This window comes from Nocardia noduli (genome assembly GCF_019038455.1).
In the GTDB taxonomy this organism is placed as follows: Bacteria; Actinomycetota; Actinomycetes; order Mycobacteriales; family Mycobacteriaceae; genus Nocardia; species Nocardia noduli.
Map to the genome: position 1 here is coordinate 1 of NZ_JAFMPL010000161.1, position 11,842 is coordinate 11,842.

Sequence of the window (11,842 nt, forward strand, 5' to 3'; positions counted from 1 at the left end):
GTGGCGGGGGCGGTCGTCCGATGGGCGGAGGTAGCGGCGGATCCGACGGAGGTTCGCCGGGCGGCGGCGCGAGCGCTGACACGGGAGGCGGCAACGGTGCCAGTGCCAGCGGCGGTGGCGGTACTGCCAGGTCCAGTTCGGCGGCGGGCAAGACCTCGGAGGGCTCCGGCGCTGCTCCGAGCTCTGGTGGTGAGGCCGGTGGCGCTTCCGGTGCTGCTGGTGGTGTGGCCGGTGCGGCGATGATGGCGGCCCAAGCAGTCAAAGATGCAGGCACACAGGCTGTTTCCGCTGTCGAGGCCCAGACCGCCGATGCAGCTGAGGGTGGTTGGAACGCGGATTCGGTGAGCCCGGGGGAGGTGCGGCGATGACCGCGCGCATGTATGGGCGGTGGGAACGTCCGCGCTCGGCCGGGTTCTTCGGGCTGACCTGGGGTGTGTCGATGCTCGGGCTCGGGTTGGTGATCATGGTGATGGCCGGGTTCATGCTCACCCGCTCCCTGACCACCGCTGCCGGGTTGATCGTGGCCGCCGCAGCGGTGTTCACCCCGTTGGCGATCACCGTCAACGGCCGCACCGGCTGGGAACTGGCGCTGCTGCGTGTCCAGTTCGCTGCCGCGCGGTCGCGTGGTGAGCATCTGTATCGCTCGGGCCGGTTCGCTCGCATACCTGGTATCTCGAAATTGCCTGGCCTGTTGGCGGATTCGCGGCTCAGTGAGTACGAGACCGCTGGTGGTCGCCGTTTCGGGATGCTGCATATTCGCCGTTCGGATCACTACACGGTTGTGCTGCGGGTGATCCCGCGCGGCAAGGAATTGGTCGATCAGTCCCAGATCGATGCGTGGGTGGAAGGTTACGGGCAGTTCCTGGCGACCCAGAGCCGTGGCGGGGAAGTGGTCGCGGTGACCGCGGTACTGGACAACGTCGTCGAAACCCGCCTCAAACAATCCCGAGAAGTCACCCGCCTCGTTCGCCCAGACGCACCGGAGTTCGCGCGGGCGGTGATGGCCGAGGCCGCTGCCGATATCGGTGGGGTCGGGGTGCGGATCGAGGCGCGGATCGCGATCACCTACCGCGCGATCGGCAAAGGCCGCGTTCGCCGCGACGAAGCCGAACAAGCCCGCGAGATCGGGCAACGCCTCCAAGGTGTCCTATCGCAGCTGGCCCGCGCTGGCCTACCCGCCACACCCCTTCAAGCCTGGGAAGTCCTGGCGCTGGTCCGCACCCGCTACGACCTCGCCTCCCAACGCGACGTGGAGGCAGCGGGTGCGCAACTGGTGCAGACGCAGTCCTGGGATTCGGTCGGCCCGATTGCCCATGTGGACGGGTGGGATCACTACCTGCACGACGGTGCGCGTTCGATCACCTGGGAAATGGACGCCGCCCCCCGGGGGGCGGTCATGGAAACAGTCCTGGAAGAACTCCTCCGTCCCCGCGCGGATGTCCCCCGTAAACGGGTCGCGATCGTCTATCGCTTGCACTCGGCCGCGGAGGCGACCTCGTTGGTCGATTCCGACTTCCGCGACGCGGTCGCCGCGGAGCAGACCGAACGAGGTATCGCCAGCGCCTCGGCCCGGATCCGGGTCGGCAACACCCAAGCCGCCCGGGAGGAACAAGCCCGTGGTGCGGGGTTGACCCGGTTCGGGGTGTTGGTGACCGTGACCGATCACCTCGACGGGGATCTGCCGGGGATCGAGGCGTCGGTCAAAGCGATGAGCGCGGCGTCGCGGCTGAGCGTGCGCCGCTGCTACGGCTCCCAAGCCGCCGCATTCGCCGCGAGCTTGGGCATCGGGCTGGTCCTGCCCGAACACACCTCCATCTCCAAGCGGGTGACCGCATGACCACAGACAAGAACCCGCACCGCAGCACACGGACCGAGACGATCGCGGGAGTACGTGTGCTGACCGCCTCCGCACGGGCAGCGACAGAGGCCGCCGCGGCCCGGCCCGGACTGCGTGGTTGGCGAGCCAGGGCGGCGATATCGTCCGATGATCATCGTCGGGCCACAGTCGCCCGCCGCACCGACACCGGTGGTGCGGGGGATGGCTTCGACCGATCGTCCGTCGAGCTCACCGATCGCGGCTATCGCGGGCCGGGCGGCGGGCGCGCCTCTGTCGTGCCCGCGACCCCGGAATGGCGTGCCACCACGGCACAAGTCGTCGGGCTGTGGCCCTTCGCGGTCGGTGCCAGCGCCCCGACGGTCGGCACCCCGGTCGGATCGCACTACATCACCGGCGCACCGGTGCATTTCGACCCGATGTCCTGGTTCCTCAAAGGATTCATCACCGCCCCGATCGCGTTCGTGCTGGCCCTCAACGGATTCGGCAAATCCAGCCTGATCCGACGCATGGTGACCGGCGCCGTCGCGGCGGGCGAGACGGTGCTGTGCATGGGCGACACCAAACCCGACTACCGAGATCTCGTGCAGCGCCTCGGCGGACAGGTCGTCGATGTCGGCTACGGACACGGCACCGTGAACCCGCTCGATGTCGGCGCGCTCGGGGCGATCGTCGACCGGCTCACCGATCCCGACCAGCGCCGCCAGGTCGCTGCCCGGGTCGAGGCAGGTCAGATCAACGTGGTCGCCGGACTGATCGAACTCGTACGCGGATCACGGATCGCGGACTACGAAGAAGTCTTGATCGCCGCCGGGCTGCGGGAGCTGTACGGCCCGGACAGCGGGTTCAGCTACGAGCAGCCCCCACTGCTGCAAGACCTCCTCGAAGTGATCTCCACCGGCGGTGACCGGCTACGGCGCTTCGCCGAGGAAGACGACACGATCACCTACCGTGCCAGCACCAAAACCCTGCGGCGCTCACTACGCGCGCTGGTGGAGGGTCCGTTCGGGGCGATCTTCAACGGCCCCACCAGCACTCGCCTGAACCTCGACAGCCCAGCGGTGTGTGTGGACGTGTCCCGGATCCCCGAGGGAGACACCAAACTCCTCGCCGCGGTGTTGATGGTCTGCTGGTCGGAGGGTTTCGGTGCCGTCGCCGCCGCACACGCGCTCTCCGACGCCGGATTGCAGCCGCCGCGCACCTTCGAGGTCGTCATGGACGAGATCTGGCGCGTGCTCGGGGTCGGTGAATTCATGGTCGACCGCGTCGACGCGCTGACCCGCCTCAACCGCACCCTGGGCACCGGGCTGATCATGTGCTCGCACACGATCAAGGACCTCGCCGCCTTCGACTCCCCAGCAGCGCAAGCCAAAGCGCTCGGGTTCTTCGAACGCGCCCGCGCCAAGATCATCGGCCCCGTCGGCCCGGAAGAAATCAACCGCCTCCGTACCGCAGTAGGTATCACCGACACCGAAAAACTCCTGGTCACCTCCTGGGCCGCACCACGCCCACCCACCGACGACGACCTTGACCCCTCACGTCGCGAAACCCCGCCCGGGACCGGGTGCTTCCTGCTGAAGACCGGGGAAGCCGCCGAACCCGGAATTCCCTTCCGCATGGAATTTACGGCGTCGGAGCGGAAAACCGACATCCACAACACAAATCGTCGCTTCCAAAATCTGACCGTTTCCGGCGGGGCCGGGCAGTGACCACCTACGCCGATGGAACCGATATCGAGGAATCTGCGCGGTTCCACGGCCGCAGCGGACCCACCACCTTGCCTGTTCGCCCCACCCGCCCTGCTCGCAACCGCGAGAACGAACGAATCACGCTCCGTCACCACTTCGGGACCGTCCACGCAATGTGAACAAGGCCAGCCTCACGAGGAGAAATCGTTATGCCCCAACGCATCCTGTTGATGTCGAGTGCCCGCAACGGGCTGACCCAACGCGCTCAACTCGCGTTGCGCTTCGGCGGCCACCATGTACGTACCGCCATCGTCGCCGACGCCGCCGCGATGGATGACGCGGTCGCGGACGGGGACTTCGACATAATTATCTGCCCGTTCTTGACCGCTGCGGTCCCGGCCCGGATCTACGAGCACCACCGTGTGGTGATCATCCATCCCGGCCCGGTCGGTGACCGAGGGCCCAGCAGCCTGGAATGGGCGCTGACCGAGGGCCGGACCCGGTGGGGCGTGACCGCAATCGGCGCGGTCGCCGAGATGGACACGGGCCCGGTATGGGCGTGGCGTGCGGTCGAGGTCGAGTATCCGCAGCGAAAGTCGCTGCTCTACAACACGGCCATCGCCGACGCCGCCGTCGAATGTATCCTCGAGACGGCCGCGCACGCCGAGGACCCCGAATTCGTTCCGGTCGACCAAGCCGACGCGCCGCGACCGGTACCCGACGCCCGGACTCGCGCGCCGATGCGGCAGCGGGATCGCCACGTGCCCTGGACCGCGCCCGCGGCCACGATCCTGGCCCGCATCGACGCCGCGGACGGCGCCCCCGGTCTGCGGGCCGAACTCGCCGGTCACACCGTCCACCTCTACGACGCCCATCCCGGACGCAGCGGGGTGGCGGCCGAACCCGGAATGATCACCGGCCGCCGACACCACGGCATCGAAATCGCTTGCGGCGCCCAGGGAACGATCTGGGTGGGGCACCTACGTGCGCGGTCGGAGACCGTAACGACCTGCAAAGGACCGGCCGCCAGTGTGCTCGCCCGTCTCGGGGTCGGGCTCGACAGTGTTGCAGTGCGGCAAGGCTTCGACAGACACGACATCGTGTACCGCCGTGACGGTGGGATCGGCACGCTCACCGTGACCGCCTACAACGGCGCCCTGACCACCGAGCAATGCGATCGCCTCACCGCGGCGCTGCACGTCGCGAGCGAGCAGGACACCGATGTGCTGGTGCTACGCGGCGGCGTCGGGCACTTCTTCCTGACCGGAATCCATTTGGGCGCTATCGAACTCGCACAGAATCCCGCCTTGGAGGGGTGGGAGAACATCAAGGCGATCAACCGGGCGTGCCGGGCACTGTGGGACTGCCCGCAGGTCACGATCGCGGCGATCACCGGCAACGCCGGTGCCGGTGGTGCGATGCTGCCGTTGGCGGCGGACGTGGTCGTGGCCCGTCGTCGAGCAACCCTGTCGCCGGCTTACCGGCCGATGGGGTTGACCGGTTCAGAGCTGCACACCCTCACCCTCCCACATCGTGTCGGCCCCCGGGGCGCCGAGATACTGCTGGAACACGGTACCGCGCTCGACACCGTGACTGCCCGCGAGATCGGGCTACTCGACGGCATCGGCCCCGATGACAACAACGAGTTCGACTATTGGCTCGACACCTTGTCACGCCGATACGCCGAACCACACGTGCACCGAGAAACCCAGCGCCGCAAAGCTGATCGCCAATCCGGGCTCACCCAACCCGTCGACGCGTACGAAGCCGCCGAACTGGTGAACATGGCCGAAGACCTCTTCGCCGACCGACACGGCTTCACGCAACACCGACAGCAATTCCTCAAGGTGAGCTCCGTCCCGCCGACGCCACCGCGCGCCCATGCATTGGCTGGTCACCGCCCCTGATCCAGCTCATCGGCCGATCCCACACAACCCGAAGTTCCCGAAAGGAGGCGCAGACAGCAGATGAATCCGACGTCGAAAACGATAGCCGCGACAGCGATCTCACTGCCGATCGCGCTTTTCCTGCTGATGGTCGTGCTCCTCGGTGCCGAACCCGCCACCTCGTGCGCGACACCGCTGGCAGCGGGCGCTGCGGTCAGCGGGTCGACCGGGCAGACGGTGGCGGGGCTGACCGAGTCGCAGTTACGGCTGGCCCGTGACGGGGTCGCGATCGGCAAGCAACGCGGGCTGGGGAAGTCGGTGATCATCGCCGAGTTGGCGGCTGCGGCGACGGAGTCCTCGTTCCGGAATCTGGCGAACCCGTCGGTGCCGGAGTCGCTGACCTACAGCAACGACGGTCTCGGCACCAACCACGATTCGGTCGGACCGCATCAGATGCGAGCCAGTGTCTGGGGCTCGGTCGGCATCGCCACACTCATGAACCCCACCTACCAAATCAACTGGTTCTACGACCGCGCCCAACAACTGGGCTCGGCCGCCGAGGCAATGTCACCGGCGGAGTTGGCGCAGGAAATCGAACGCTCCGCACCCAACGCCTACGCCGGGCAACTCGAGCTGGCGCGCCGACTCTACGACTTGTTCGCCGACATCGAACTCGGCACGACCTCCCGCAAACAGGCCGCGACCTCTGCACAGGGATGCGGCTCGGGCTCGGGTACGCCGCTCAGCGCGGCCGAGGCCAGCGAGTTCGGGCGTGCGGTGATCGAGTACGCGGCACGCTGGATCGGCACCCCGTACGTGTGGGGCGGCGGCGACACCAGCGGGCCGACCTCGGGTGGCTTCGACTGCTCCGGACTCACCCTCTACGCGGTCTACCACGCCTCGGGCGGGCAGATCCGACTCCCGCACTACACCCAAGCCCAACAAGACCACCCCACCGCGCAAGTGGTGCCCTTCGCGCAACGCGCGCCGGGGGATCTGATCTTCTTCACCACTCCCGGCGATGCGGATTCCCATCACGTCGGCATCTATTACGGCCGCGACGAACAGGGCCGTGACCTGCTGCTCCACGCCCCGCAAACCGGACAGACCGTCACCATCACGCTCCTGAGCGCATGGGACGGCGAACGCATGGACGTGCGCAGCTATCAAACCCCGACCACCACCGCCGCCAGTTGGCGGCCAGACACCCGATCACGAGGTTGATCATGAACCAGTACACCCCCACCCGAACCGCGTCCGGTACTCGTCGTGCCAGGGAAGTGGTCGGCGATCACGTGCTGCGCCTGCGGCGATGCACCCGTGCCTTCGAACTGGAGGACTTCGCTGTCGTACACGGGTTGAACGCCCCCGACGACTTCGCGCGATACGTGAGCGCCTTGCGGGCGATCGCGGGCGTCGATCTCGCCGCGTTCCGCGCTCTGCACTTCGCTCAGAGACAGATGGATCCGGCATTCGTGGCACGGGCCAACCACGGGCCTCGTGTGAGGTTGTGGTGCGCGGGTACCGTGCCTCGATTCACGGTGGCCCGCCCAGGCGCTGCGGTGCTCTGGCGTGACAATCACCCTCCCGCTCATGCCGTCACCACCGAGGCGCAGGCAGCGCAATCAGCTGCGCTGCAAGCGATCTGGCTGGCGGGCCGCGTTCTCGGACAGTCGGGATGGGACGCGGGCACCCTGCGCTTGACCGTCGAGCGCTCCCATGGCATCGCCCTGGTCGAGCTGCACCGCGCCGCCCTGGCAGTGAACCTGCTCCTCGAACTGGCCACCGACCCGATCGACAACCCCGCCAGCCGAAAAACCGGCACCCGAACCGTGCACTGGCACCACAGCGACCCCACCGCACTCCTCGACCTGGTCGAGCTACCCAAGAAGCTGCCGTGAACAGGGCCCCGTCGGACACGGCGCTCACTTCTGCATGCCTGAACGGATACGCTGCGCCGATCACGCTGACCAGCGATCGGAAAAGCGCTGCCGTGAAGCCGGTTTCGCACTCCGGCCAACCTCGCGATGCGCTCGCTGCTGGATCGCACGTCGATCTCGATCCCGATCACTACCGCGACAGCGCCAGCGACGAGGAACGGCTGATGCGGGCGCAGTTCGCTCTAGTCCGTCGTTTGGATCTGGTCGCCGACTCGCTCTGCGACCCCGATCTGGCCGATCGCCTCTACCACGAGGCCGCACGGATCGAGGGGGCATGGTTTTCCCACGACGCCCTCAGCAATGCCTGGGCCTATCTGGGTGATGCCCTGTTCGCCTTGAACCGGGCGGGCCGTCACCGCGAGCGGGAGTCCGAGCTCTGCTCGTTCATGGTGTCGCTGGTCGAACAACGTAGCCTACGTCAAGCCCGAGCCCTGTTCGCCGCGATCGCCGCCGACCGGAGCCAGGATCGCCCGTTGCTGACAGCACGCGAACTCGACGTCGTACTGAACCGGCGACGCGGCGGGGTCCCTGTGGTGACCACACGTGCCCGCCGGTCCCGACGACCCGGCATGACGAGGTCGAGCGTGGACCAACAGCGGCCTTCGGCCACCGAGAAGCAACTCGCTATGCGCGAGTTGGTCAGCGCTCATGTGCGATTCCTGCGCTGCTGCACGCGTGCGTCCGACTTGGATGACTTCGCTGTCACGCGCGGATTGAGCACCCCGGACGACTTCGGCGAATATGTGATCGCTCTGCGGGTGGTCGCCGGGGTCGACCTCGCGGCTGTGCGTGCACTCGATGTTACTCAGCAGCAAACGGACTCGGCTTTTGTCGAGTGCGCCCGTCGGGGACCTCGTTTGACGTTGTGGTGTGCGGGGCGGCGGCGTCGTTTCACAGTGGCAGGTTCGGGTGGGCAGGTGGTGTGGCGTGACCTTCATCCCGCCGACCGTGGCGTGAGCACCCTCGCGCAGGCGGCCCAATCGGCCGCGCTGCAAGCGATCTGGCTGGCCGGTCGAGCCGTGGGACAGGCCGGGTGGGACGCGGGCACGCTGCGTTTGGTCATGGAGCACCGGCGCGGCATCACGTTGGTCGATCTGCACCATGCCGCCATCCAAGCCAATCTCCTGCTCGAGCCGGTCAGCGACCCGGACGACAACCCGGCCGTCAGCACAGTCGGCTACCAGCCCACCGTGCACTGGCATCGCAGTGACCCCCTGATCCTCACCGACCCCCACCAGGAGCTGCCATGAACAGCGCCCTCGTCTTGCTGACCGCGCTCGCCACCACGTCCATCACCGGATGCGCTGCGGCAGCCACGACAACCGTTGACGGAAAAATCTGTAGCGCAGACAGTTTCGCAGCTCCGTTCGCCGCGACCGATCCCTGTGACGGCGAAGCGGTGGTCACCGCCGCGCTCGCCGCGGTGTTCGACTATCGACCCGGTGAGCAGGCCGATCAACGTGACGCCGCCCGCACCGCACGGCCCCTGCTGACACCGGCGTTGGCGCAGCAGGCCGAGTCCTCGGCGCAAGCATGGGGACCGGTCACCGCTGCCCAGTGGCAGCGCTGGCGCGCAGACCACACCCCGGTGCACACGAGCGTGACGGTCAGCCGCGACGACCACCCGCCCGACACCGTGACCGCATTCGCACGTGTCGCGGTGGTCGAGATCGAGGCCCCCGATACAACGCCGATCACCTTCCCGGTCTACGCCACCCTCAGCCGAACCGCCCCCACCACAGGCTGGTTTCTGTCCGGACTGCGGGTCCAGGCATGAGCGGGGATCCGGTCGAGGAGAGCGGCCAAGCGTTACGCCAGGGTGCGGTCCAGGCATTCCAGATGGCGCACACGACCGCGGCGTTGATGCGTGGGCGCGGTGGTGAGAGCCGTTCGAAGTCCGAACACGATCAGCGGGTCGAGCTCGCCGCCGCACGGGATCAGCGTTCGATCATCGAGCACAACGTGCGTGTCGGGACCGCGATCGGCAAGGCGGGCGACGACCGGGCGATCGCGCAGGCGCGTGTGGAGGAGATCCGTGCCCGCATCGGCCACGGTCAGAAGGACCACGAGCTGGGTCAGGACGAGACGAAGGCTCGGATGTCGCGTGCCGAATCCGATCTGCGGCGTCGTAACAGGCTGGGGCGGCAGGAGTATCGGCACAACGAAGCCCTGCACACGGCCAAGGTCGATGCCTACACCGGCCGCGAGACCCGTGCGGGCGAGGTCCACGCCCTCGACGTCGAGTACAAGCAACTCCTGATCGATATCCGCCGCCGCGCCGCCAGTTTCAGCGACACCCTGGCCGGTTCGGGCACCGTCGGTGACGCCGCAGCCTCGACCGCGGCGTTCGCCGCCGCGAACGCCAGCGAGGGCTTGTCCGACGAGCATGCCGCCGACGCCGCCGCCTACGAGCGACGCTTCCACGCCGACACCGGCCGCGATTACCGAGACGTCGTCGACGCGACCCTCGTAGATCCCGACCCGGACACGGTCGCGACGACTGCTGCACCGGGTACGGAGCTCGACCTGGCGGTGATCGACGTCGAGATCATCGACATCAGCGGTGATGAGGTTGTCGGTTCGGTGGCCGAGGAGGTCGAGCCGGAATACCGGGTGTCGCTGGAGGCGGTGCGTGAGTTGGCCGAGGAACTGACCCTCGACACCTATCTCACCCACGAATCCAGCGGCTCGGCAGCGGAGCCGGATTCGGAGCCGGATGCGGTTGATGTTCTCGCCGAAGCGGTAGCCGCGGCTGTGATTCCCGGCGAGGCCCCGATGGTTGCCGACGCGGCCGACGAGGTCGCCGTCGACGCCCTCGATGTAGCGGCGGATGCGGGGTTGGAACTGTGACCGGCCACGGCGAGCGGTCGCGACTGCCCGTGCGTGGGGGCCGGTGATGGATACACCGAGCCGCTTGCAGGCGCATCTACTCAGGGGAATCCAGAACCTCGCGCTGGACCACCAGCAGCGGCGCACTCAACTTTCCGAATCCGGCCCGTCGGCGGATGCGTCGGCGCAGTTGCAGATCGGGGAGCGCTCCTTGACCTTGCTGGAGCAGGTCGCGGCGGGTGTCGGTGTGCCCCAGGCGTGGATCGCCTACAGCCGGGCGGCAGGGGAGCGCGGTGACCGGTGGAGGCCCGGTCAGCAGTTACTGGGTTCGGGATATGTCGACCGCGACCGTTTGCTGGCCGGACTGGGGCGGGAGGTGCGCGAACTCCAGCACATGGCCGGGGTAGGCGCGGTGTTCACCCGCCACGGCGGGCTCGACTCCGACGTGGTCGCGAGATTCCGGCGGGTCATGGGGATGACCTGGCAGCGGCTGGGAGCGATGTCCCACGCGCTGGGTTTGACACGTGAGGAACAACATCAGGTGTGGGCACGCGGTGACCGGCACTGGTCCACCGCGGTCGCCGAACAGGTCCGGGCCGCCGACTCTCGGTCGGTCGCGCAGAGCTGGAACCGCATCGTCGCCACCGATTTCAGTGCGTTGACCGTTCCGGTGGTCGTCCTGCAAGCCGCCGGGATCACCGCCGAGGACCTGCACGCGGGGATGCCGATCTCCCCTGACGACATGGTCGCCCACGTCGCCGACGCCCTCACCGCCGCCGAACAGCGCGCGGATACCGCGCTGGCGGTCACGGACCCGTCCCGCTCATCTGAAGCCGCCGCGATCAGCGCCGCGGTCGAGGCCGCGGGGGCCGACAACCCGGAACTCGACGCGCCCTCGATCCCTGACGGCCTCGGAGATGCCGCTACCGCGATCACCGACGCCGAAATCGATCCCGGGACAGCGCTGTGACCGCCGTGCTGCCGCGCCTCGACGGCGCGGCCCGCAGTTCAGCAACTTTTCACAACAAAGGAATACATGTCATGAGTTATTCGAATCAGGCCGGTGAGCTATCGGGTTGGAGAGCGGGGCTGCTGGCCCGCATTCAGGACCGGTCCGCCGACCACGCCCGCGTGTTGCGTCAAGGCTTTCCCGAGTACAAGACCGAGTACGGCCGTGGTGATGTGGCGTTGGCGCGGTGGCGGTCGAACCTGCGTGACCTGGCCTCCGATCGTGACGAGTTGGCCATGCGTGCCGCCGCGTCGGGTGTCCCGGAGGCGGCGATCACAGCGGCGGTGGAGGCGGGGGCGCGGGGTAAGCGGTGGGAGCACAACAGGTCGAATCCGCCGACAACCCGTCATGGTGAGGACCCGATCCGGGGGCAGATGATCGCGGCGATGGCCGAAGACATGTGGACCCTCGAACATATGGCCGCGGTCTCGGTCGCCAAGGACTTCAGGTTCCTCGGCGACGTCATGGACGCGGAGGGGCCACGACAGTATCTGGTCGGCATGGACTCGCTGTGGAATCGGGTCGACGCACTGGCCATGCTCTCGGACCTGTCCGAGGGCGAATGCGCTGATCTGTGGGGCCGTGACGAGCAGGGCTGGCGACGACTGGTCGCCACGGTGGCCGGATACGACGACGCCCAACTGCTCGAGCAGTAC

Annotated in this window: 11 protein-coding genes; all 11 read left to right on the top strand. The window is 67.8% G+C overall.

The genetic code is table 11. From position 1 onward, the window contains the following. On the top strand, positions 1 to 368 hold a 368-nt coding region (locus tag JZ792_RS42800), incomplete at its 5' end, for a hypothetical protein (RefSeq protein ID WP_256461556.1). Next, positions 365 to 1,837: an SCO6880 family protein gene (locus tag JZ792_RS39160; RefSeq protein WP_216917946.1), complete on the top strand. Its 1,473-nt coding sequence runs from the start codon at positions 365 to 367 to the stop codon at positions 1,835 to 1,837. The genes JZ792_RS42800 and JZ792_RS39160, both read left to right, overlap by 4 nt. Then, positions 1,834 to 3,543 (top strand): putative type IV secretion/conjugal transfer ATPase, encoded by a 1,710-nt coding sequence (locus tag JZ792_RS39165; protein WP_216917947.1) that lies wholly within the window; start codon positions 1,834 to 1,836, stop codon positions 3,541 to 3,543. Before JZ792_RS39160 ends, JZ792_RS39165 begins: the two co-directional genes overlap by 4 nt. 188 nt (positions 3,544 to 3,731) lie before the next feature. Further along, positions 3,732 to 5,429: an enoyl-CoA hydratase-related protein gene (locus JZ792_RS39170; RefSeq protein ID WP_216917948.1), complete on the top strand. Its 1,698-nt coding sequence runs from the start codon at positions 3,732 to 3,734 to the stop codon at positions 5,427 to 5,429. Positions 5,430 to 5,489: 60 nt separating this feature from the next. Beyond that, positions 5,490 to 6,632, top strand: a complete 1,143-nt coding sequence (locus tag JZ792_RS39175) for a C40 family peptidase (RefSeq protein WP_254190977.1) — start codon at positions 5,490 to 5,492, stop codon at positions 6,630 to 6,632. 2 nt (positions 6,633 to 6,634) lie between these two features. Continuing rightward, positions 6,635 to 7,309 carry a hypothetical protein gene (locus JZ792_RS39180; protein ID WP_216917949.1) on the top strand — a complete coding sequence of 225 codons (675 nt, stop codon included), beginning with the start codon at positions 6,635 to 6,637 and terminating at the stop codon, positions 7,307 to 7,309. A gap of 203 nt (positions 7,310 to 7,512) precedes the next feature. Further along, positions 7,513 to 8,598 (top strand): hypothetical protein, encoded by a 1,086-nt coding sequence (locus JZ792_RS39185; RefSeq protein ID WP_216917950.1) that lies wholly within the window; start codon positions 7,513 to 7,515, stop codon positions 8,596 to 8,598. Beyond that, entirely contained in the window at positions 8,595 to 9,125 is a 531-nt protein-coding gene (locus JZ792_RS39190; RefSeq protein ID WP_216917951.1) for a hypothetical protein, read from the top strand. The genes JZ792_RS39185 and JZ792_RS39190 overlap by 4 nt, the downstream gene beginning before the upstream one ends. Next, complete coding sequence (locus JZ792_RS39195) at positions 9,122 to 10,198, top strand: hypothetical protein (RefSeq protein WP_216917952.1); 1,077 nt, start codon at positions 9,122 to 9,124, stop codon at positions 10,196 to 10,198. The genes JZ792_RS39190 and JZ792_RS39195 overlap by 4 nt, the downstream gene beginning before the upstream one ends. A gap of 46 nt (positions 10,199 to 10,244) precedes the next feature. After that, positions 10,245 to 11,147 carry a hypothetical protein gene (locus tag JZ792_RS39200; protein ID WP_216917953.1) on the top strand — a complete coding sequence of 301 codons (903 nt, stop codon included), beginning with the start codon at positions 10,245 to 10,247 and terminating at the stop codon, positions 11,145 to 11,147. Between the two features lie 71 nt (positions 11,148 to 11,218). Continuing rightward, positions 11,219 to 11,842 (top strand): hypothetical protein (locus JZ792_RS39205; protein ID WP_216917954.1); only part of this gene is annotated, 624 nt, incomplete at its 3' end.